The sequence below is a fragment of the Streptomyces sp. NPDC002057 genome (assembly GCF_040296665.1).
Classification (GTDB): domain Bacteria; phylum Actinomycetota; class Actinomycetes; order Streptomycetales; family Streptomycetaceae; genus Streptomyces.
This window is the reverse complement of record NZ_JBEOXR010000002.1, coordinates 20,540-41,504: the sequence shown is the minus strand read 5'-3', so window position 1 is coordinate 41,504 and position 20,965 is coordinate 20,540. Positions and strand designations below refer to the sequence as shown.

Genomic DNA, 20,965 nt, shown 5'->3' with positions numbered 1-20,965 from the left:
TCTCAGAAGAAGATCTTCGCGGTGGACAGCAGGCCCTGGCTCCACGGGTCACGGCTCGTACGGCCGGTGGCACCCGCCTTCGGGGCGGTGTGACGGGCCGTGCGCCACCATTCGTAGGTGCGCAGGACGGCGTCGGCGTTCGACAGGCGCGGGGTGAAGCCGAGCTTGGCCTTGGCCTTGTCGATGCTCACGTAGGAGTCGTCCATCAGCTTGTGCAGCAGGCGGCCGTAGACCGGCGAGAGCTTGGCCCGCTGGAGGACGTTGAGCAGGCCCAGGGCGGGGCGGGCGGGCAGTCCGATGACCCGCTTGCCGTGGCCGGCGGCGTCGAGGACCGCCTGGAAGTCCTCGCGGATGGTGCCGAACTCGGCCGCCGCGAGGTTGTAGGTGTCGTTGGCGACGTCCTCGGGCGCGGTGAGGACGGTGACGACGGCGTCGACGAGGTCGTCGACGGCGAACATCTGGATCTTGACGTTCCCCTTGCCGAGGACGGGGAAGTTCCGTCCTTCCTCGGCCCATTCGAAGAGCATCGAGAACAGGCCCATGCGGCCGGGTCCGACGAAGGTCTTGGGCCGGAGGATGGGGACGCACATGCCCTCGGCCCGGTACTTCTCGGCGATCTCCTCGGCCGAGGCCTTGGCCCGGCTGTAGGTGTCGACCGGCTCGCGGGGGTACTCCTCGGGCGTGGGCACGATCGTCGGCAGGCCGTAGACGGCGGTCGAGGAGATGTGCACGACGCGGGGGGTGCCGGCGGCCTTGGCCGCCGCGAAGACGTTCCGGGTCCCGCCGATGATGATGGAGCGGATCTGCTCGTCGGGGTAGCTGGGCAGGGCGGCGGCCGCGTGGACGAGGACGTCGGCGCCTTCGAGGGCCTGGTCCATGAGTTCGCGGTCGCGGATGTCGCCGGTCAGCACGACCCCGGGGCCGGGCCTGAGGTCGACGCCGCGTACTTCGTGGCCCTCGGAGAGGAGCCGTTCGGCCAGGCGGGAACCGAGCATGCCGGCCGCGCCGGTGATCGTGATCACCACTGGGAGCTCACCTTCTGCTTGATGAAACGGGCCACGAGACCGGTCAGACCGCGGCCGAGGACGTCGTCGAGGGCGTCGATCACGCGCTCGGCCTCCTCGGGTTCGGTGACCAGGGAGGGGCCGATGATCAGGGGGTTGGCGCCGTTGAGCGTGTAGTACGTGAAGATGCCGTGGTCCTGGTAGAGCGCGTTGATCACGGCGCAGGTCACGAGCTTGGTCTTGAAGCGCGGGTCGCGGGCCATGCCGCCGGGCGCGAGCTTGGCGACCAGGTCGAGGATGCGGGGGCCGCCCTCGATGAAGACGCCCCACAGGGCGCCGGCGCCCGCGACGCGGCCGATCTCGTCGGGGTACTGCTTGGCGAGCCGTTCGAGGCCGGGTTCGAGTACGGCTCCGAGGGCGCGGGCGCGGGCCGGGTAGTCGTCCTCCACCACGATGTTGACGGCTTCGAGGGCGGTGGCGCACTCCTCGCCGAAGCCGTAGTAGGTGGTGGAGGTGGAGTTGATCAGCGAGTCGCCGAGGTTGTCGTACGCCTTGCGGAAGATCGGCTCGCGGGCGACGAAGGCGGAGATGGACGACTTGCCGCCGCCGAAGGACTTGGAGGTGGTGAGCACGTCGGGGATCAGGCCCGGGTAGCGCATGAAGTGGAAGAGGCTGCCGGTCTTGCCCCAGCCGGTGTAGATCTCGTCGAAGATCAGCACGATCTTCTCGCGGTCGCAGATCTCGCGCAGTCCGCGCAGGAACTCCTCCGAGCACTCCTGGATGGTGGAGGCGCTGAAGGGCTCGATGAGGAGGGCGTAGACGTCGCCCCGGTGGGCGGCGACGACCCTGCGGACGGAGTCGAGGTCCCCGTACCGGAAGGTGTCCACGCCGGGGATGGTGGGGAAGCCGAACTGGGCCTGGCCGGTCAGACCGCCCGAGCCGAGGAGCTTGCCGTGGAAGGCGCAGTCCGCGCGCAGCACCGTGTTCCGCTTGCCGTTGTGGAACTTGTACGCGAGCTTCACCGCGCCCTCGACGGCCTCGGCGCCCGAGTTCGGCAGGAACGCCATGTTCAGGTCGCCGGGCAGGACCTCGGCCAGGTTGTGGCCGAGGGCGGCGAGGTAGGGCGAGAAGTAGGTCTTGTGGACCTCCATCCGCTTGTCCCGGGCGAAGCGCTCGCGGGCGGCGAGGATGCGGGGGTGGTTGTGGCCGTGGTTGAGGACGCCGACGCCGCCGGTCAGGTCGAGGATCCGCCGGCCGTTCTCCAGCGTGAGGTAGGCGCCCTCGGCGCTGCGGACGAGCTCGCGGCCGAAGCCGAACGAGGTCATGAGGGAGACCTGGCTCTTGTTCACGTAGCGGCGGTAGAGGTCGTGGACCTCGTCGACCTGGAACTTCTCGGCGTCGTCAAGGGTGTACACGGGCTTGGTCTCCCATCGGGGCGGTGGTCTGGGTGATCGGGGCGACGAGGAGGGCGGGGAAGGAGAGGGGATCGGGGGCGGGGGCCGGGGCGCGGCGGGCGTCCGTGATGCTCGTGGGGGCGGCCTCGTGCGTGGGGGGCGTGGGGGCGGCCTCGTGCGTGGGGGCCGTGGGGGCGGCCTCGTGCGTCGGGGCGGTCGGGGCCGTGGGGGTGGCCGAGGCGGATGCGGCGGTCGGGGCCGTGGGGGTGGCCGAGGCGGATGCGGCGGTCGGGGCCGTGGGGGTGGCCGAGGTGGGTGGGGACGTTTTCGGGCCGGCGGTCGTACGGGACTCCCGGGCCGACCTGGCCCGGGACCAGGCGAGGACGACGGCCGAACTGGCGAGCTCGGCGACGACGCACACCAGGCGGCTCGCGATGGCGGCGGCGGCGGCCAGGCCGCCGGGCAGGACGGTGGAGAGGGCGGCGGTGAGGGTCAGCTCGCGCACGCCCCAGCCGTCGGGGACGATCAGCGCCAGGCTGCTGATCACGGTGGCCAGGGCGAAGCCGCCGACCGCCGCGCCGAACCCGGCCAGGGGAGGTGCTCCGACCGCCAGGAGCAGGAACCACAGGTGGAGTCCGGAGGCCGTCCAGGAGGCGACGGCGAGCAGGACCGCCCTGCGGACCGCGTGGTCCGGCGGGGGCACGACCGGCCGCTTCACCAGCCGTGCGAGGGCCGTGACGGGCCGGGTGATCAGCGCGGGCCGCACGACGCCGGCGAGGAAGAGGAGCGCGGGCGGGCACAGCCACACCCAGTACCCGGGGAGCGCGGCGGGGGCCGCGACCAGGCCGACGGCGGCGCCGGTGAGCAGGGTCAGGGCGAGGCTCAGCACATAGGCGGAGGTCATCTGGGCGCCGGGGACACCGGCCTCCCGGCCGTGCGCCACGTGGGTGATGACCCCCCAGACCCGGCCGGGCACGTACTTGCTGAGCTGGCCGAGGAAGTAGATCTTCGCCGCGCGCAGGCCCCGGATGGGGTGGTTGCCGGGGATGAGCACCCGCCAGGCGTGCACGGCGAGGACCAGGCCGACGACGTTGGCGACCACCGAGGCGGCGATCAGGGGGACGGCGTCGGCGCGGGCGAACGCCTCCACCACCTTGGGGCCCTCGCCCCGCAGGAGGAGGTAGACCCCGATCAGGGCGGCCGCCACGACGACCGGGGTGAGAAGTCTGCGCAGCCACACCGTCATCGCGCCGCCGCCCGTTCGGGGGTCCGCCGGTCACCGGCCGAGGGCCGGGCCGAGGTGAGCGCGCCGAGGGCTCCCCGCGCGGCGCCGGCGAGCAGAGCGGCGTGGTTGGCGAGGTGCACGCCGGTGAAGAAGGGGACGAAGGAGGCGCCCCTGCGCCGGGCCGCGAAGCCGAGCAGCCCGAGGTTGGCCAGGCAGAAGGCGAGCAGTCCGGCAGCCGGCAGGGCCGCGAGGAGCGGCACGACCGGGGAGGGCGCGGAGAGGAGGAGCGCGAGGAACGGCAGCGGCACGGAGCCGAGGCAGAGGGCGGCGGCGAGGACGGACGCGGGGGTGTTGGCCGTCAGGTTGCTCCGCCCGCCGGCGCGGGCCGAGAGGAGGGCGGGCACGAGCAGCAGGGCCCGGCGGTACGTCTCCGACAGGAGCGGGCCGAGCCGGTGCTCCTCGTCGTGGCGCGCCATCACCCGTTCCGTGAGGATGATCCGGTAGTGCGGGGCCAGTCGGTCGCTGAACTCCAGGTCCTCCGAGTCGCGCAGCCGCTCGTCGAAGCCGCCGAGCCGGTCGAAGACCTCCCGCGGCACCGCCGCCTGGGCGAAGAACGCGGTCTCCACGACCCCGGCGCCCCGGGCGCGCCACCAGTAGGCGTGCAGCGTCTTGTACCACTCGACGGGCCCGTCGTCGAAGAGCGGTTCGGGCGCGATGACACCGTGCACACAGCCGCAGGAGGGGTCGTCGCGCAGGATCTCCAGCGCGTTGGCCACCGAGTCCGGGGTGAGCGCCTCGTCGGAGTCGAGGAAGAACAGGACGTCGCCGGTGGCGGCGGCGATTCCCGCGTTCCGGGCGGCGGAGACACCGCGGTTGCCCTCGCCGCCGAGCAGGACGACCGGGTGGGTCCGGGCGATCTCGGCGGTCCGGTCGGTGCTGCCGTCGTCGACGACGATGACCTCGTGGACGGGGTGGGTCTGCGCGAGGACGGATCTGAGGCAGGCGTCGAGGGTGCGTGCGGAGTTGTAGGCCGGTATGACGACCGACACGGTTTGCGTCATGGGAAGAGCACACTGGGTCCGCGTATTGACCGGATATCGATCGCGTATCGCGGCTTCTCGCAGTCCGAGACGGTCAACGTTGCTGAAACAAAAGGGAGTTGGGCGCTGCTAGCGTTCCCGGTCGTGAACCTTCCCCCGATCTCCGGCGCCGCCGCCGGGACACGCGCGCACCGCACCGCCACCCGGCTCCTGGTCGGGGTGACGGCGGCCTGGGCGCTGCTCGTCGCCCTCGGGCAGCTGCTGAGCGGGCGGTGGTGGCTGTGGCTGCTGCCGGACCTGGCTCCGCCGCCGGCCTTCGTCGCGGTGCCCGTCCTGCTCTTCGCCCTGGCGTGCGCGGTGACCCGCGGGCGGACCCGGCGGTGGCTGCTCCCGGCCCTGGCGGTGCTGCTGGTGGCGGGGGTGGGGAGGGCGGGGCTCCACTGGGGGGCGCTGGTCCCCGGGGCGGGTCCCGGCGCGGCTCCCGGGCAGGCGCTCAGGGTGTTCTCGTGGAACACCCTCTACTGGGACACGACCGACGACCCGGACGCCTTCCACCGCTACCTGCGGTCCAAGGACGCCGATGTCTACCTGCTCCAGGAGCATCTGGGCTGGGAGGACGGGAAGCACAAGGAGATCGACCGGCTCGCCCGGCTGCGGGCGGAGTTCCCCGGCTACCACCTGGTGGCGCGGGGGGAGCTGGTCACCCTCTCGCGGTATCCGGTGGTCGCCGCTCCCCCGGTCGGCCCCGGCCGGGCGCCGGGCGCGTCCGCGTCCTGGCGGGAGCGGTTCGAGTGGAACAAGGTGCTGCGGACCGACGTGGACGTGGCCGGCACGGTGGTGTCCTTCTACAACGTGCACGTCCCGGTGCAGCTGGACATCGAGCGCAGCTGGCTGAGCCCCGGCTTCTACGGGGTGGTCCGCGCGACCGACCCCGTGCGCAAGGAGCACTACGCGGCGCTGCTCGGGGACGCCCGCGCGAACCCCCACCCGCTGCTGATCTCGGGGGACTTCAACACGACCCCGGCCATGGGCGATCTGGCGGGGCTGCGGGAGGCGTTCCGCGACGCGCTGCCGGCCTCGTCGTCGTTCCTGCCGGGCACCTGGGGCGTCGGGGGGCTCCCGCTGTGGCGGCTGGACTGGACGTTCACGGACGAGGCCCTGCGCGTGCACCGCTACGCCCTGGTCTCCGCCGCGGCGTGCTCCGTCAGGAACCGGCCTCGTCCAGCCGTCGCCGCTGGTCGGGGTCGAGGGTGAGGTCGAGCGCGCCCATGACCTCCTCCACCTGCTCGACGCGGCTCGCGCCGACGACGGGCAGGATCGACGGTTCGCCGTCGAGGAGCCAGGCGAGCACCACCTGGTTGACCGTCGCGCCGAGTTCGCCGGCGACCTCGCGGAGGGCGGCGAGGCGCGGGGCGGTGCCGGGGTGGTCGTAGGCGTCGGGGATCCCGACCTCGGGGCGGGTGTAGCCGCCGGAGAGCAGCGCGCTGTAGGCCCAGATCGTCAGATCGCCCTCGCTGCGCGTGTAGTCGAGGAGCTCCCTGGTGACGTGGACGTGCGCCGTGGAGGGGAGGCCCTTGTCGAAGCGGGGCTGGAGGTAGGAGTGGCGGTACTGGAGGTGGGTGTAGCGCGGGCGGTCGCCGGCGAGGGCGCGGGCGCGCTCGACCCGCCAGACGGCGTGGTTGCTGACGCCGAGTTCGCCCGCCCTGCCCTCGTCGACGAGGTCGGCGAGGGCAGCGACGGTCTCGGCGAGCGGGACCGCGCGGTCCTCCACGTGGGCCCAGAAGACATCGACCCGGTCCACGCCGAGGCGGCGCAGGCTGTCGTCGAGGGCGCTCCTGATCGCCTTCTCGGAGAGTCCTTCGACCTCGGCGGCCCCGGGGGTGGTGGGCCGTGCCCCGCACTTGGTGGAGAGGACGAGGCCGTCGCGGTTGCCGCGGGCGGCGAGCCAGCGGCCGAGGGTCGCCTCGCTCTCGTCGCCGGTTCCTCCCTCGACCCAGTACGCGTAGTTGTTGGCGGTGTCGATCACGGTGCCGCCGAGTTCGGTGAAGCGGTCGAGCACGGCGAACGAGGTGGCCTCGTCGACCGTCGTGCCGAACGGCAGGGCGCCGAGTGCCAGGGTGCGCTGCGGGATCGCCATGGATACAGTCCTTCTCGAAGACGGTTGGACTAGACCATCTTGGATCAAGACCTCCCGCCGCACAGGGGTTTCGCCGGACAAGCGGTGGCCGAACTCCGAGGATTCCCCTGTCCGTTCAATTGGTCTAGTCCTACGGGCCGACCGCGGCCTACCATCGCAGGGGCCGCACGGTCAGGCACGCAAAGTGAACGGCACGACGGGACTATTCGGGGGGAAGTCGTCTTGCTGGATGCGCTGGGAATAGAGCAGTCCGCGGAGACCGTGTACCGGCTCATGCTCGAACGGCCCGACTACGGGGTGGCGGACATGGCCCGCCGCCTCGACTGGTCGGAGGAGCAGGTCCGCGAGGCACTGGGCAGACTCACGGAGGCCCGGCTCGTCTCCATGGAGGACGGATCGGGGGAGGTCCTCCCGTTCGATCCCCAGGTGGGCTTCTCCTTCCTCCTCTCCCGGGCCGAGGCCGAGTTGAGCCGGCGGCGGCGCGAGGTCGAGCGCGCCGAGCGGGCGGTGGCCGACATCCTCGCCACGTACGCCGACCGGACCGACGGATCGGCGCGGCACGACGTCGTGCACCGGGTCGTGGGCCTGGAGAACGTCCGCGAACGCCTGGAGGACCTCGCCGCGAACGCCCGCACGGAGTGCCTCTCGCTGCTCCCGGGCGGGGCGCAGCTCCCCGACACGATGGACGCGAGCCAGCCGCTCGACCAGCTCGCCCTGGAGCGCGGGGTACGGATCCGGTCCATCTACCAGGAGAGCTTCCGCAACGACCCGCCGACCGTCGAGTACGTGCGCTGGTACTGCGATCTGGGCGGCCAGGCCCGGACGGTGCCCGTGGTCCCGATGCTCATGGTGATCGTCGACCGCGAGGCCGCGCTGGTCCCGGTCGACCCGGAGGACGGCCGCGCGGGCGCCCTGGAGGTGCGCAGCCCCGGCCTGGTGCACGCGCTCGTGGTGCTCTTCGACCGGCTGTGGGACGGCGGCACCCCCTTCGGCGAGGCCCCGCGCCGGGACGAGCACGCCCTCTCCCCGCAGGAGCGGGAGTTGCTCATGCTGCTCGGCATCGGGTGCACGGACGACATCGCCGCCCGGCGGCTCGGCGTCTCCCTGCGGACCGTGCGCCGGATGAGCTCGGAGCTGATGAACCGGCTCGGCGCGCGCAGCCGTTTCGAGGCGGGGGTGCGGGCCGCCAAGGAGGGCTGGCTCTGAGCGGCGCCCGCCCTCGCGCACCACCCTCTCCACCACCGCTCCACCACCCCTCCATCGACCCTCCACGGGCGGTCCCGACCATCGCGCGACCACCGCCCGGCCATCGTCCGACCACCGCGCCGTCCCCGGACCGTCGCACCTGGGGCGGAGTCCCATCCGTTATACGGACGGGGGTTCCGTGGAGCCCATGCGTCCCCTAGATTTCCCCACCATTACCGAGGTGATCAGTAAGGGGACGGAATCGCCATGTCAGAAGCGGCACAAGGGAAACAACCCACCATCACACCCCTGAGGGTGGTGATCGCGCTCTGTCTGTTCGCGCCCTTCGTGGCGATGCTCTGGGTGAGCTCGTACGCGAAGACCGAACCGCTCTTCGCGGGCATCCCGTTCTTCTACTGGTACCAGATGCTCTGGGTGCTGATCTCGACCGTGCTCACCATGGTCGCGTACAAGCTGTGGCAGCTGGACCAGCGCGGCCGCAAGGGAGGTGACGCGCGATGAAGGACGGCGTGAACGGCGTCGCACTCGCCGTGTTCATCTTCTTCTTCCTGGCCGTCACGGTCATGGGATTCCTCGCCTCGCGCTGGCGCAGGGCCGAGAACGAGAACAGCCTGGACGAATGGGGCCTGGGCGGCCGGTCGTTCGGCACCTGGGTGACCTGGTTCCTGCTCGGCGGCGACCTCTACACCGCGTACACCTTCGTCGCCGTCCCGGCGGCCATCTACGCGGCGGGCGCGGCCGGCTTCTTCGCCGTGCCGTACACGATCCTCGTGTACCCGCTGATCTTCACCTTCCTGCCGCGCCTCTGGTCGGTCTCCCACAAGCACGGATACGTCACCACCTCGGACTTCGTGCGCGGCCGGTTCGGTTCCAAGGGCCTCTCCCTCGCGGTGGCGGTCACCGGCATCCTCGCCACCATGCCGTACATCGCGCTCCAGCTCGTCGGCATCCAGGCCGTCCTGGACGTGATGGGCGTCGGCGGCGGCGAGACCACCCACTGGTTCATCAAGGACCTGCCGCTGCTCATCGCCTTCGGTGTCCTCGCGGCGTACACCTACTCCTCGGGTCTGCGCGCCCCGGCGCTCATCGCCTTCGTCAAGGACACCCTGATCTACATCGTCATCGCGGTGGCGATCATCTACATCCCGATCAAGCTGGGCGGCTTCGACGAGATCTTCGCCAAGGCGGGCGAGGCGTACGCGCAGACCAACCCGGCGACCGACAAGCCGCGCGGCGCGCTCGTCCCCGGCGAGGCCGGCCAGTGGACGTACGCGACGCTGGCGCTCGGCTCGGCGCTCGCGCTCTTCATGTACCCGCACTCCATCACGGCGACGCTGTCGTCCCGGAGCCGTGAGGTCATCCGCCGCAACACCACGATCCTGCCGCTGTACTCGCTGATGCTGGGCCTGCTCGCGCTGCTCGGCTTCATGGCGATCGCCGCCGGCATCCAGGTGAAGAACGGCCAGCTCGCCATCCCGCAGCTCTTCGAGACGATGTTCCCCGACTGGTTCGCGGGCGTGGCCTTCGCCGCGATCGGCATCGGCGCGCTCGTCCCCGCCGCGATCATGTCGATCGCCGCGGCCAACCTCTTCACCCGCAACATCTACAAGGACTTCATCAAACCGGACGCGACCCCGGCCCAGGAGACCAAGGTCTCCAAGCTGGTCTCGCTCCTGGTGAAGGTCGGCGCGCTCGCCTTCGTCCTCACCATGGACAAGACGGTCGCGATCAACTTCCAGCTGCTCGGTGGCATCTGGATCCTGCAGACCTTCCCGGCGCTCGTCGGCGGTCTCTTCACCCGCTGGTTCCACCGCTGGGCGCTGCTCGCCGGCTGGGCCGTCGGCATGCTCTACGGCACGGTCGCCGCGTACGGGGTGGCCAGCCCGACCCAGAAGCACTTCGGCGGCTCCTCCGCCGAGATCCCGGGCATCGGCGAGATCGGCTACATCGGCCTCACCGCCTTCGTCCTCAACCTGGTCGTCACGGTCGTCCTGACCTTCGTCCTCAAGGCCGTCAACGCCCCCGACGGCGTCGACGAGACCTCCCCGGAGGACTACACGGCCGACGCCGGCGACGCCGGGGTCAGCACGAAGGTCCCGAAGGTCGGCGCCGAGACCCACTGACCCGACGGCCGGAGACGGCCGCCGGACCCGCGAAAGGCCGCCCCGTCTCCTCCCGGAGGCGGGGCGGCCTTCGCCGTCCCCAGGCACACTGCCCTCATGGACTTCACCATCAGGGCGGTACGGCCCGAGGAGTACGAGGCGCTCGGCGAGCTCACCGCGGGGACCTATCTGAACGACGGGCTGTTGAAGCACGGGGCCGAGGACTCGTACCTGAACGTGCTGCGCGACACCGCCCGGCGCGCCCGCGAGAGCGAGGTGCTCGTCGCCGAGGACGGTGACGGGCTGCTCCTCGGCGGCGTGACCTTCGCCACGGGCGACACCCCGTGGGCGGACATCGCCGTCACCGGCGAGGCCGAGTTCCGCATGCTCGTCGTCGCCCGCGAGGCGCGCGGCCGAGGCGTCGGAGAGGCCCTCGTGAGGGCCTGCGTCGAGCGCGCCCGGGCCCTCCCCGGCTGTGCCCGCCTGGTGCTCTCCACGGACGCCTCGATGGTCTCGGCGCACCGGATATACGAACGCCTGGGCTTCGTCCGCACCCCGCACCGGGACTGGGAACCGATCCCCGATCACTCTCTGCGCACCTACGCCCTGGAGTTCTGAGTCCACGGCGCGACACAACATGTGGGGGGTTCCGCAAGCGACGCCCCCCACATGTATGCTCGACCTCGCTGTCGACGCAGGGGAATCCGGCGCGAATCCGGAACTGTCCCGCAACGGTGTGCTTCGTGCGGTTTCGTACGGGGTGAGTCCGAAGACCTGCCGGCAGCGCACCCGGTCCGTCCGTTTCGGGTGCCAATGACTTCCGGGCCCCGCGGAGTGGGCCGGTGGACACAGCGCGTCCGGCGTCCGGACCCCCGCGTGCCCGCCTCCCCCCGCCGCGGCCCCGAGCCGAGCGAGGGAGAGCCCCCACGTGACCATCGCGCCCGCCGATCCGGCTTCGGCCGAGGCTTCCGCGGTCGAGAGCGACGGCCCCGGGACCGTGCTGCTGCGGACCCTGACCGACCTCACCGCCGATCTCCCCGACACCGACCCCGGCAAGGTCGCCGCCGCCGCGCTCCGCGGCCGCAGCGCCTCGTCGGACGAGGCGGAACTGCGCGAGCTGGCCACCGAGGCGGCCGCCGGCCTGATCGCCGACGACCCGGCGTACTCCCGGCTCGCCGCCCGGCTCCTGACGATCACCATCGCCGACGAGGCCGCGAGCCAGGGCTCGTTCTCCTTCTCCGCCTCCGTCGCCGTCGGCCACCACGAGGGCCTGATCGCCGACCGCACCGCCGCGTTCGTGACGCGGCACGCGGACCGCCTCGACGCGACGATCGACGCGGCCGGCGACGACCGCTTCGGCTACTTCGGCCTGCGCACCCTCTACTCGCGCTACCTGCTGCGCCACCCGATCACCCGCAAGGTGGTCGAGACCCCGCAGCACTTCATGCTGCGCGTGGCCTGCGGGCTCGCCGAGGACGACAGCGTCCGCGCGCTCGACGAGGTCGCCGCGCTGTACGGCCTGATGAGCCGGCTCGACTACCTGCCGTCCTCCCCCACGCTGTTCAACTCCGGCACCCGCCACCCGCAGATGTCCTCCTGCTACCTCCTGGACTCCCCGCTGGACGAGCTGGACTCCATCTACGACCGCTACCACCAGGTGGCGCGGCTCTCGAAGCACGCGGGCGGCATCGGCCTCTCGTACTCCCGCATCCGCGCCCGCGGTTCGCTGATCCGCGGCACCAACGGCCACTCCAACGGCATCGTTCCGTTCCTGAAGACCCTCGACGCCTCCGTCGCCGCGGTCAACCAGGGCGGCCGCCGCAAGGGCGCCGCCGCCGTCTACCTGGAGACCTGGCACGCGGACATCGAGGAGTTCCTGGAGCTCCGCGACAACACCGGCGAGGACCAGCGCCGTACGCACAACCTGAACCTGGCGCACTGGATCCCGGACGAGTTCATGCGCCGCGTCAACGCGGACGCCGACTGGTCGCTGTTCTCCCCGGCGGACGTGCCCGAGCTGGTCGACCTGTGGGGCGACGAGTTCGACGCCGCCTACCGCAAGGCCGAGGAGGCGGGCCTGGCCCGCAAGACGATGCCGGCCCGCGACCTGTACGGCCGGATGATGCGGACCCTGGCCCAGACCGGCAACGGCTGGATGACCTTCAAGGACGCCTCGAACCGGACGGCCAACCAGACCGCCGAGCCCGGCCACACCGTCCACTCCTCGAACCTCTGCACCGAGATCCTGGAGGTCACCGACGACGGCGAGACCGCGGTCTGCAACCTGGGCTCGGTCAACCTCGGCGCCTTCGTGGTCGGTTCGGACATCGACTGGGAGCGGCTCGACGCCACCGTGCGCACGGCCGTCACCTTCCTCGACCGCGTCGTCGACATCAACTTCTACCCGACCGAGCAGGCGGGCAACTCCAACGCCCGCTGGCGGCCGGTGGGCCTGGGCGCGATGGGCCTCCAGGACGTCTTCTTCCAGCTGAAGCTGCCGTTCGACTCCCCCGAGGCGCGCGCGCTCTCCACCCGGATCGCCGAGCGCATCATGCTCGCCGCGTACGAGGCCTCCGCCGACCTCGCCGAGCGCAACGGGCCGGTCCCCGCCTGGGACAAGACCCGCGCCGCCCGCGGTGTCCTGCACCCGGACCACTACGACGTCGAGCTCAACTGGCCGGAGCGCTGGGCCGCGCTGCGCGAGCGGATCGCCGCCGTCGGCATGCGCAACTCGCTGCTCCTCGCCATCGCGCCGACCGCGACGATCGCCTCGATCGCCGGCGTGTACGAGTGCATCGAGCCGCAGGTCTCCAACCTCTTCAAGCGCGAGACGCTCTCCGGCGAGTTCCTCCAGGTCAACTCGTACCTGGTCGACGAGCTGAAGAGGCTCGGCGTGTGGGACGCGCAGACCCGTGAGGCGCTGCGCGACGCCAACGGCTCGGTGGCCGGCTTCACCTGGGTCCCGGCCGAGGTGCGCGAGCTGTACCGCACGGCGTGGGAGATCCCGCAGCGCGGTCTGATCGACATGGCCGCCGCCCGGACGCCGTTCCTGGACCAGTCGCAGTCGCTGAACCTGTTCCTGGAGACGCCGACGATCGGCAAGCTGTCGTCGATGTACGCGTACGCCTGGAAGCAGGGTCTGAAGACGACGTACTACCTGCGCTCCCGCCCGGCGACCCGGATCGCCCGCGCCGCCCAGGCGTCGACGGCGGCCGCCACCATCCCCGTCCAGCAGGCCGCCGACCCCGACGCGGTCGCCTGCTCCCTGGAAAACCCCGAGTCCTGCGAGGCCTGCCAGTAATGAGCTCCACCGAACAGAAGAACCTCCTCGACCCGGGCTTCGAGCTGACCCTGCGTCCGATGCGGTACCCGGACTTCTACGAGCGCTACCGGGACGCCATCAAGAACACCTGGACCGTCGAGGAGGTCGACCTCCACTCGGACGTCGCCGACCTCGCCAAGCTCACCCCCGGTGAGCAGCACATGATCGGCCGTCTGGTCGCGTTCTTCGCGACCGGCGACTCGATCGTGTCGAACAACCTGGTGCTGACGCTCTACAAGCACATCAACTCCCCCGAGGCGCGCCTCTACCTGTCGCGGCAGCTGTTCGAGGAGGCCGTGCACGTCCAGTTCTATCTGACGCTGCTCGACACCTACCTGCCCGACCCGGACGACCGCGCCGCCGCGTTCGACGCGGTCGAGGAGATCCCCTCCATCCGCGAGAAGGCGCAGTTCTGCTTCCGCTGGATGGACTCGGTCGAGAAGATCGACCGCCTGGAGACCCAGGCCGACCGGCGCCGCTTCCTGCTGAACCTGATCTGCTTCGCCGCGTGCATCGAGGGCCTGTTCTTCTACGGCGCCTTCGCGTACGTGTACTGGTTCCGGTCCCGCGGTCTGCTGCACGGCCTCGCCACCGGCACCAACTGGGTGTTCCGCGACGAGACGATGCACATGAACTTCGCCTTCGAGGTCGTGGACACCGTCCGCAAGGAGGAGCCGGAGCTCTTCGACGACGCGCTCCAGCAGCAGGTCACCGACATGCTGAAGGAGGCCGTCGAGGCGGAGCTCCAGTTCGGCCGCGACCTGTGCGGCGACGGCCTGCCCGGCATGAACACCGAGTCGATGCGCGAGTACCTCCAGTGCGTCGCCGACCAGCGCCTCCAGCGCCTCGGCTTCGCCCCGGTGTACGGCTCCGAGAACCCGTTCGCCTTCATGGAGCTCCAGGGCGTCCAGGAGCTCACGAACTTCTTCGAGCGCCGCCCGTCCGCCTACCAGGTGGCGGTCGAGGGCTCGGTGGACCTGGACGAGGACTTCTAGGACCCAGCCGTACGACGAAGGGCCCCGCACTCCGAGGAGTGCGGGGCCCTTCGTCGTCACGCGCGGACCGGATCAGGCGTTCGGCACCGTCTCGTAGCGCGGGGTGCCCTCTTCCATCTGGCGCAGGGCGTCCTTGCGGTCCCGCTTGGAGAGCCGGTCGATGTACAGGTAGCCGTACAGGTGGTCCGTCTCGTGCTGGAGGCAGCGGGCGAAGTAGCCGGTGCCGCGCACCTTGATCGGGTTGCCCTGGGCGTCCCGGCCGTGGACCTCCGCGTAGTCGGGGCGGGCCAGCTCGGCGTAGGCCGTCGGCACCGACAGGCAGCCCTCGTTGGACTCGTCCAGGACGCGCAGCTCGGCCGGGAGCTCCTGGAGGACCGGGTTGATCACGACACCGGTGTGCCGGACGCCCTCGTCGTCGGGGCAGTCGTAGACGAAGACCTTGAGGTCCACACCGATCTGGTTCGCGGCCAGGCCCACGCCCTCGGCGGCCTTCTGGCTGGCGAACATGTCGTCGATGAGCGCCGCGAGCGAGTCGTCGAACTCGGTGACGTCCTTGCACTCCTTGTGGAGCACCGGGTTGCCGACCACCGTGATCGGGCGGGCAGTACCGCGCTCACGGTGGGCGAGCTCGCGCTCCTCGCACTCCTCCGTGTCCACGACGAAGCCGTCGTTGACCTGCGTCTGCTCGTCCGTCTCCTGCTGCGCCATGTCCGGCCGCGCCTTCCTGAAAACCCGATTCCGTCGAAGGACAGCCTACGGGCCCACCGGCGCCCGCTCAGCAGACCTCTTCGAGATCCCGCCACTCGCGGCTGTCGGGGCTGTCCGCCACCCAGCCGTCGAGGAGTCCGCGCACCAGGCCCGCCGGGGCCGCGAGGCCGCACTCCCGCTCCGGGACCCACAGCTCGCCCGGCGAACGGTGGCCGAGCGGCCCGGGGTGCCCGGGCTCGCTGTGGTCGTGCGGGTCGGAGTGCTCGCCCTCGCCCTCGGCGCTCGGCATGGTCGACTCGGAGCAGGCGCGACAGAGCAGCCGCACGGAGGACGACCAGTCCTCGGCGGCGAAACCGGCCTCGGCGGCGAGCTGCTCCAGGGCGTCCCGGTCGGCCTCGGTGGCCGCCTCCAGGAGGACCACCCAGGTGGGAACGGGAGAGGGCGCCCACAGCTCGATCTCGTCGAAGACCGGGTAGGAGGGGCCCGCGGTGGTGGTGCGCTCGCCGTTCGGCACGCCGTCGTGGAGGACGACCTCGCCCCAGCGGCGCCCGGAGGACGGCAGCGGGATGGAGAGGACCTCGATCCTGGCCGGGTCGAGCCGGCGGCCCCAGACGACCTCGGCCTCGCCCTCGGGCGAGAGCCGGACGGCTGCGCTGCCCAGCTCCATGCCGGCGGGCTCGCCGGTACCGGCGGCGGCGCCCGGCACCTTCAGTCCGTAGGCCTGCCAGGCGCGGCGGGCCAGCGGCCAGTCCTGCAGCGCGGTGGCGGCGATCCCGACGTTCCACCAGTCGGGGGCGCCGGTCTCCTTGTCGAGCAGCGCGACCGCGCGGAGCCCGGCGGCCCGCGCCTGCTCCCAGTCGTGCCGGAACTTGTGCAGCAGCGCCAGGTTGAACCAGGACTCCGAGAGCCAGGGCTCCAGATCCGCCGCACGCGTCAGCAACGCGCCCGCGTCCTCGTACCGGCCGTCGCCGATCAGCGTGAACGCGCGGTCGGTGGCCTGCCGCCACGAGGCGGAGGGCCGATGCCGTACCTTCCCGAAGATCTTCACGATTCCCGCCTGCCGGTCGCTTCACCCTCTTGTTCGCATCCAACCATGCCCGGTCGGACGCGCGCTCATTACCCATGGGTTACCCAGGGACGGCAGAGGTCACCCCAGCTGCTCCGCCCCGCGCCAGGACCCTGGCCAGGCATTCGACGACATCCGGGTGATAGTCGCGGGCGGTGCCGAGCCGGAGCCGCTCCAGGGCGGCGAGGGCGGCTCCCGCGCCGTCGCCGCCCGCGAGGTCGTCGTAGGCGTTCACGGCCCGGACGATCCGGGCGGCCGGCGGCTGCTCGCGGTACGGGTCGGCCTGGCGTTCCACGACGACGGCGACGGCCTCGGGGACACCGGTCCTGCGGACGACCTCGCCGCCCAGGAGGGCGATCCGGCGCTGCTCCTCGGCCGGGAGGAGGGCGGTGGCGCCGCCCGCCACCGGGTCGACGAGGGAGAGCTGTCCGATGTCGTGCATGAGCGCCGCGTGTTCGAGGACGGTCAGCTGGGCACCGGAGAGGCCCAGCTCGCGCCCGACGGCGGCGCTGAGGGCGGCGACCCGGCGGGCGTGCCCGGGCGGGGTGCAGCCGGCGATCTCGGTGGCCCGGGCGAGGGACGCGATGGTCTGCCGGTTGACCGTGCGCACGGCCGCGTACCGCCGGAAGGAGACCTGGGTGAGCAGCAGCGGCACGGCGAGGACGGGCAGCGCCCACAGGCCGGCGGCGGCCACGCCGAGCGCCATGACGGCGCCGGTGGCGCAGACGGCGGAGCCGATGCCGAGGAGGGCGCGCAGTTCGTCGCGGAGGAGGGGGCCGTACGGGAATCCGGTGCGGGCGCGGAGCACGAGCGCGGCGAGCACGGCGTCGCACAGGGCGGTCAGGACGAGGAGGACGACGAGGAAGAGGGCGTACGGCGGGCCCTCGCCGAGGTGGGCGACGACGGCCCCCGCGGTGGAGAGGGGCTGGAAGCAGAGTGCGGCGAAGCCGACGGTGAGGACGCGGCGGGCGAGGTGGTCGAGGCCGGGGTCCAGGCCGCGGGCGAGGTGGGGGACGATCCCGGCGAGGCCCGCGGCGACGACGACGGCGACGATCTGGAGGACGCCGTGGGTGGTGGCGGTCCCGGCGCTCGCCCCGAGCAGGGCGTAGGCGAGGGCCCCGGCGGCGGCGAGCGGCGCGGGTTCGCTCCCCCGTGGCTCTTCGAGCACGGGAGGTGCCCCCATGTCTCGTGGGGCGCCCCAGCGGGCGAGTTCGCCGAGGGCGACGAGGGCGCCGAAGGCGAGGGCGTTGCCGGGCTGCTCGATGCCGTACCAGAGGGTGGTGCCGAGGCCGGCGAGGCTCAGCAGCAGCGCGGCTCCGTACACGGCGCCGACGGTGACGGCCCCGGGCCGGGGGCGCGCCGGTCTTCTCATGCGCGCTCCTTGGACCGGGCGGGCGACGAGGTGTCCCGCTCGCGCGGCGAAGGCACCTGCTCGGGGTGCGGGGAGGTCTCGTCGGCGGTGGCGGCGGGCTGCCAGCCGTGCCGGTCGAGGGCCCGGACGAGGGCGGCGACCATCCGGGGGTCGAAGTGGCTGCCGGCGCACCGCTCCAGTTCGGTGACGGCGGCCGGCACCGGCCGGGCCCGGCTGTAGGAGCGGGTGGAGGTCATGGCGTCGAAGGCGTCGGCGACGGCCACCACCCGGGCGAACTCGGGGATCTCCTCGCCGCGCAGCCCGTACGGGTAGCCGCCGCCGTCCATGCGTTCGTGGTGGTGGAGGATCGCGGCCCGCGCCTCGCCGAGGAAGCCGATGCCCCGGACCATCTCGTGTCCGTACTCCGGGTGCAGTTCGATGATCCGGCGCTCCTCCGGGGTGAGCGGCCCGTCCTTGCGGAGGACCCGGGTGGGGACGCCCAGCTTGCCGACGTCGTGGAGGATGCCGGCGAACCGGACGACGTCGAGCCGTTCCCCGGCCATGCCGAGTTCACGGGCGATCAGGACGGAGGCGTGCCCGACGCGTTCGCTGTGGCCCCGGGTGTAGCGGTCCTTGATGTCGACGGCCTGGACGAGGGCGCGGATGGTGGCCTGGTGGGCGGCCCGCTCGCGGTGGTACTGGGCGAAGATCCAGCAGGAGATGTACATCGGGAGGAGCACGAAGAGCGCCGCGACCGGCCCGTACGTGCTGCGCCAGAGCACGGCCATCATGAGCCCGGCGAGCCCGTGCACGGCGTGCGGGGCGAGCGCCCGGCCGAGGAGGCCGCGCCAGGCGGCCCGGAGCGGCACTCCGTCGGCCGTCGCCCGGATGCCGCCGTCGAGGGCGGTCAGGGCCAGGCAGAAGGTGAGCGCGGCGGCGCCCGCGGGCAGCAGGGCGTACGGGAAGTCGGGGGCGTCGGGGCCTCGCCCGAGGGCGCCGGAGCAGCTCAGGGCGTCGGCGGCGTGGGCGGCGGCCCAGACGGCGAGGGCCGTGGCGGCGGCCCGCCAGGCGCGGCGGGGCGCGGCCGGGGGTTCCTCGACGCGGGCGAGGAGGCTGCCGGGCAGCGCGGTGAGCGCGGCCGCCGCGGGTGGCAGGAGGAGGGCGGCGGCGAGGAGGACGGGGAAGAAGGAGCCGGTGCCCCTGGGGACGTGGCCGCCGAGCGCCCGGCCCAGGAGGGGGCAGCGGGCGGGCAGTTCGCAGAGTGCGTACAGGGCGGCGAGGAGCGCGACGGTGCCCCAGGGGGTGGCCGCGCCGGGGCGCAGGGCGGGCAGGGCGGACGCCCCGGCTCCGAGCACGGCGCAGCCGACGTACACGCGGGCCGCTCGCGGAATGACCTTCACGCCCATCACCCCCGTCACGCTAGCGAGTGGGGCGGCCGGGGGCGGCGCGGTGGCGCTGATTCGCACCATCGGGTGATACAAGCTGATATACGAAGGAGGCCACCGCGGTCTCGCCGCGACGGCCTCCGTTCCCGCTGTGGGGTGTTACTCCTGGGTGGCCGGGGTCGTCGGCACGATCGGCGCGATCTCCTGCTCGGGCACCAGCTGTCCGGAGCGGATCAGGTCGATCCGGCCCATGACCTTGGACCGCAGGTCGGTGGGGACGTCGTCACTGCCGCAGCAGCGCTTGACGAGCTTCTTCACCGCCTGCTCCAGACCGTACTTCTCCAGGCACGGGGAGCACTCCTCGAAGTGCACCTCGAACTTGGTGCAGTCGCTGTCGGGCATCTCTTTGTCGAGGAACTCGTAGAGATGATCCAGGACCTCTGAGCAATCCGTCTCGTGCGGCTCTCCGCAGCTCATGAGCCCGAGCCTTTCAGATCGTTCGACGACTCTCCGGCGCCCGCGGGTACCAGCCCGCGGTCGCGAGCGTAGTCCTCGAGCATGCCGCGCAGCTGGCGGCGTCCCCGGTGCAGTCGGGACATCACCGTACCGATGGGTGTCCCCATGATGTCCGCGATCTCCTTGTACGCAAAGCCCTCGACATCCGCGAGATAGACGGCGATGCGGAACTCCTCCGGAATCGCCTGGAGGGCTGCCTTCACGTCGGAGTCGGGCAGGTGGTCGAGGGCCTGCGACTCGGCGGAACGCAGGCCGGTCGACATGTGCGACTCGGCGCGGGCGAGCTGCCAGTCCTCGATCTCCTCGGCGGCGCTGCGCTGGGGCTCACGCTGCTTCTTGCGGTACGAGTTGATGAAGGTGTTCGTGAGGATGCGGTACAGCCAGGCCTTGAGGTTCGTACCCTCACGGAACTGGTGGAAGGATCCGTACGCCTTGGCGTAGGTCTCCTGCACCAGGTCCTCCGCGTCCGCGGGGTTGCGCGTCATGCGCAGCGCGGCCGAGTACATCTGGTCGAGGTAGCCGAGGGCGTCCCGCTCGAAGCGCGCGTTGCGCTCCTCGGTCGTCTCCTCGGGGCCGTCGTCGGTCCCTGTGTCGGTCCCAGTGACCGGACCCACCTCCTCCAGCGCCGCGGCGAGCCCGAGGGCGGACCCGCTCGTTTCGGAGGATAGACGAGGAACCCCTCCGACCGCCGCCCGAATCGGGGCGCCCTTGGGCGCGGGCAGGACTGTCCAGTCGAGGTCAGCGGCCTGCGCACGCTTGGGGCAGATGGTCGAACCCATGCGACGGACTCCCTCTTCCTTGCTCTCTCACCGACGCACGGAACAACAGTGGCCCCCGGCTCAGCATTCCCGTTCCGGGAACAGCCCGGAGATCCATCCGGCGACCCCCTCGACAAGCCGTTCCACGGCCTCCTCCTGGCCGAGCGGCGCCCGCTCCGGGAGGGCGAATCCGTGGTCCCCGAACGGGATCTCGACGAGGTCGTACGGGCCGTCCGGGAACTCCCCGGGGCGTCCGAACGGGTCGTTGCCGCCCTGCACGACGAGGGTCGGCAGCCCGGTGCCGAGGAGTTCGTCGGCGCGGGACCTCTCCGGCCTGCCCGGCGGGTGGAGCGGGAAGCTCAGCGCGAGGACGGCGTGTGCGCCCAGGTCACGGCCGGTGCGGCAGGCGACGCGGGCGCCGGCGCTGCGCCCGCCCGCGACCACCGGGAGGCCGGGCCGGGCGAGGGCCGGCCAGAGTCCGCGCCAGCCGGTGTCGAGGGTCTTCGGCGCGGGCGCGACCTTCTTCCCCGCGACCCGCCAGGGCTGCTCGACGAGGGCGACGGTCACGCCCCGGGCGGGCAGCGCGGCGGCCAGGGCCCGGAGGTCGCGGGCCTCGATGCCACCGCCGGCACCGTGGCCGAGGGCGAGCACGGCGCACGGCTCCGTCCCCTCGTACCAGGTGACGCGGGCCTCACCGGCGTCGGTGGGAACGGTCTCGATCTGTGTCACGTCGGTCACGCCCCCATCCTGCCGTCC

General features: G+C 72.1%; 19 protein-coding genes and 1 riboswitch. Of the genes, 7 read left to right on the top strand and 12 right to left on the bottom strand.

What is annotated here, in order from left to right; translation table 11 throughout:
• Window positions 1-2 precede the first annotated feature (2 nt).
• From ABT129_RS02005 to ABT129_RS01990, 4 genes are read right to left on the bottom strand one after another with little or no spacing between them, the layout of a single operon-like run.
• Complete coding sequence (locus ABT129_RS02005) at window positions 3-1,025, bottom strand: NAD-dependent epimerase/dehydratase family protein (RefSeq protein WP_351895373.1); 1,023 nt, start codon at window positions 1,023-1,025, stop codon at window positions 3-5.
• Entirely contained in the window at window positions 1,019-2,419 is a 1,401-nt protein-coding gene (locus tag ABT129_RS02000) for an aspartate aminotransferase family protein (RefSeq protein WP_351895371.1), read from the bottom strand. The genes ABT129_RS02005 and ABT129_RS02000 overlap by 7 nt, the downstream gene beginning before the upstream one ends.
• On the bottom strand, window positions 2,406-3,644 hold the full coding sequence (locus ABT129_RS01995; protein ID WP_351895369.1) for a lysylphosphatidylglycerol synthase domain-containing protein: 1,239 nt from the start codon (window positions 3,642-3,644) through the stop codon (window positions 2,406-2,408). Before ABT129_RS01995 ends, ABT129_RS02000 begins: the two co-directional genes overlap by 14 nt.
• Window positions 3,641-4,684 (bottom strand): glycosyltransferase family 2 protein, encoded by a 1,044-nt coding sequence (locus tag ABT129_RS01990; RefSeq protein ID WP_351895367.1) that lies wholly within the window; start codon window positions 4,682-4,684, stop codon window positions 3,641-3,643. The genes ABT129_RS01995 and ABT129_RS01990 overlap by 4 nt, the downstream gene beginning before the upstream one ends.
• 123 nt (window positions 4,685-4,807) lie before the next feature.
• Here ABT129_RS01990 and ABT129_RS01985 point away from each other — a divergent pair, with 123 nt between their 5' ends.
• Window positions 4,808-5,917 (top strand): endonuclease/exonuclease/phosphatase family protein, encoded by a 1,110-nt coding sequence (locus tag ABT129_RS01985; protein ID WP_351895365.1) that lies wholly within the window; start codon window positions 4,808-4,810, stop codon window positions 5,915-5,917.
• Here the strand turns inward: ABT129_RS01985 and ABT129_RS01980 are convergent.
• On the bottom strand, window positions 5,868-6,800 hold the full coding sequence (locus tag ABT129_RS01980; protein WP_351895363.1) for an aldo/keto reductase: 933 nt from the start codon (window positions 6,798-6,800) through the stop codon (window positions 5,868-5,870). The two genes, ABT129_RS01985 and ABT129_RS01980, sit on opposite strands and share 50 nt — an antisense overlap.
• A gap of 222 nt (window positions 6,801-7,022) precedes the next feature.
• Here ABT129_RS01980 and ABT129_RS01975 point away from each other — a divergent pair, with 222 nt between their 5' ends.
• From ABT129_RS01975 to ABT129_RS01950, 6 genes are all read left to right on the top strand, one after another.
• A complete protein-coding gene (locus tag ABT129_RS01975) occupies window positions 7,023-8,006 on the top strand; it encodes a LuxR C-terminal-related transcriptional regulator (RefSeq protein ID WP_351895360.1) in 984 nt (327 codons plus the stop codon).
• A gap of 246 nt (window positions 8,007-8,252) precedes the next feature.
• A complete protein-coding gene (locus ABT129_RS01970) occupies window positions 8,253-8,507 on the top strand; it encodes a DUF3311 domain-containing protein (protein ID WP_351895358.1) in 255 nt (84 codons plus the stop codon).
• Entirely contained in the window at window positions 8,504-10,129 is a 1,626-nt protein-coding gene (mctP, locus tag ABT129_RS01965) for a monocarboxylate uptake permease MctP (protein ID WP_351895355.1), read from the top strand. The genes ABT129_RS01970 and mctP overlap by 4 nt, the downstream gene beginning before the upstream one ends.
• A gap of 96 nt (window positions 10,130-10,225) precedes the next feature.
• A complete protein-coding gene (locus ABT129_RS01960; RefSeq protein WP_351895353.1) occupies window positions 10,226-10,726 on the top strand; it encodes a GNAT family N-acetyltransferase in 501 nt (166 codons plus the stop codon).
• Between the two features lie 55 nt (window positions 10,727-10,781).
• Window positions 10,782-10,904, top strand: a riboswitch (cobalamin riboswitch).
• 132 nt (window positions 10,905-11,036) lie between these two features.
• On the top strand, window positions 11,037-13,409 hold the full coding sequence (locus ABT129_RS01955; protein ID WP_351895350.1) for a ribonucleoside-diphosphate reductase subunit alpha: 2,373 nt from the start codon (window positions 11,037-11,039) through the stop codon (window positions 13,407-13,409).
• On the top strand, window positions 13,409-14,425 hold the full coding sequence (locus tag ABT129_RS01950) for a ribonucleotide-diphosphate reductase subunit beta (RefSeq protein ID WP_351895348.1): 1,017 nt from the start codon (window positions 13,409-13,411) through the stop codon (window positions 14,423-14,425). Before ABT129_RS01955 ends, ABT129_RS01950 begins: the two co-directional genes overlap by 1 nt.
• A 72-nt stretch (window positions 14,426-14,497) precedes the next feature.
• On the opposite strand, the gene def is transcribed toward ABT129_RS01950, so the two are convergent.
• The 7 genes from def to ABT129_RS01915 all read right to left on the bottom strand — a co-directional run bounded on the left by def (window position 14,498) and on the right by ABT129_RS01915 (window position 20,938).
• Window positions 14,498-15,133 carry a peptide deformylase gene (gene def / locus ABT129_RS01945; RefSeq protein ID WP_351895345.1) on the bottom strand — a complete coding sequence of 212 codons (636 nt, stop codon included), beginning with the start codon at window positions 15,131-15,133 and terminating at the stop codon, window positions 14,498-14,500.
• A gap of 67 nt (window positions 15,134-15,200) precedes the next feature.
• The gene (locus ABT129_RS01940; RefSeq protein WP_030548424.1) at window positions 15,201-16,181 is read right to left on the bottom strand and encodes a tetratricopeptide repeat protein; all 981 of its coding nucleotides are present in this window, start codon (window positions 16,179-16,181) and stop codon (window positions 15,201-15,203) included.
• A 79-nt stretch (window positions 16,182-16,260) separates the two neighbouring features.
• On the bottom strand, window positions 16,261-17,571 hold the full coding sequence (locus ABT129_RS01935) for an HD domain-containing protein (RefSeq protein WP_351895343.1): 1,311 nt from the start codon (window positions 17,569-17,571) through the stop codon (window positions 16,261-16,263).
• Complete coding sequence (locus tag ABT129_RS01930; RefSeq protein WP_351895906.1) at window positions 17,568-18,950, bottom strand: HD-GYP domain-containing protein; 1,383 nt, start codon at window positions 18,948-18,950, stop codon at window positions 17,568-17,570. Before ABT129_RS01930 ends, ABT129_RS01935 begins: the two co-directional genes overlap by 4 nt.
• A 144-nt stretch (window positions 18,951-19,094) precedes the next feature.
• Window positions 19,095-19,412 (bottom strand): mycothiol system anti-sigma-R factor, encoded by a 318-nt coding sequence (gene rsrA, locus ABT129_RS01925; protein ID WP_351895340.1) that lies wholly within the window; start codon window positions 19,410-19,412, stop codon window positions 19,095-19,097.
• Window positions 19,409-20,065, bottom strand: a complete 657-nt coding sequence (locus ABT129_RS01920; protein WP_319311341.1) for a sigma-70 family RNA polymerase sigma factor — start codon at window positions 20,063-20,065, stop codon at window positions 19,409-19,411. The genes rsrA and ABT129_RS01920 overlap by 4 nt, the downstream gene beginning before the upstream one ends.
• Window positions 20,066-20,290: 225 nt before the next feature.
• Window positions 20,291-20,938, bottom strand: coding sequence for an alpha/beta hydrolase family protein (locus tag ABT129_RS01915; RefSeq protein WP_351895903.1), 648 nt, complete (start codon window positions 20,936-20,938; stop codon window positions 20,291-20,293).
• Between the last annotated feature and the right edge of the window lie 27 nt (window positions 20,939-20,965).

Excerpts from the sequence above, each read along its gene's own strand:
- ABT129_RS01995 (WP_351895369.1), bottom strand. The coding sequence starts at position 3,644 with ATGACGGTGTGGCTGCGCAGACTTCTCACCCCGGTCGTCGTGGCGGCC.
- ABT129_RS01990 (WP_351895367.1), bottom strand. The coding sequence starts at position 4,684 with ATGACGCAAACCGTGTCGGTCGTCATACCGGCCTACAACTCCGCACGC.
- ABT129_RS01980 (WP_351895363.1), bottom strand. The coding sequence starts at position 6,800 with ATGGCGATCCCGCAGCGCACCCTGGCACTCGGCGCCCTGCCGTTCGGC.
- ABT129_RS01970 (WP_351895358.1), top strand. The coding sequence starts at position 8,253 with ATGTCAGAAGCGGCACAAGGGAAACAACCCACCATCACACCCCTGAGG.
- mctP (WP_351895355.1), top strand. The coding sequence starts at position 8,504 with ATGAAGGACGGCGTGAACGGCGTCGCACTCGCCGTGTTCATCTTCTTC.
- ABT129_RS01960 (WP_351895353.1), top strand. The coding sequence starts at position 10,226 with ATGGACTTCACCATCAGGGCGGTACGGCCCGAGGAGTACGAGGCGCTC.
- ABT129_RS01950 (WP_351895348.1), top strand. The coding sequence starts at position 13,409 with ATGAGCTCCACCGAACAGAAGAACCTCCTCGACCCGGGCTTCGAGCTG.
- def (WP_351895345.1), bottom strand. The coding sequence starts at position 15,133 with ATGGCGCAGCAGGAGACGGACGAGCAGACGCAGGTCAACGACGGCTTC.
- ABT129_RS01935 (WP_351895343.1), bottom strand. The coding sequence starts at position 17,571 with ATGAGAAGACCGGCGCGCCCCCGGCCCGGGGCCGTCACCGTCGGCGCC.
- rsrA (WP_351895340.1), bottom strand. The coding sequence starts at position 19,412 with ATGAGCTGCGGAGAGCCGCACGAGACGGATTGCTCAGAGGTCCTGGAT.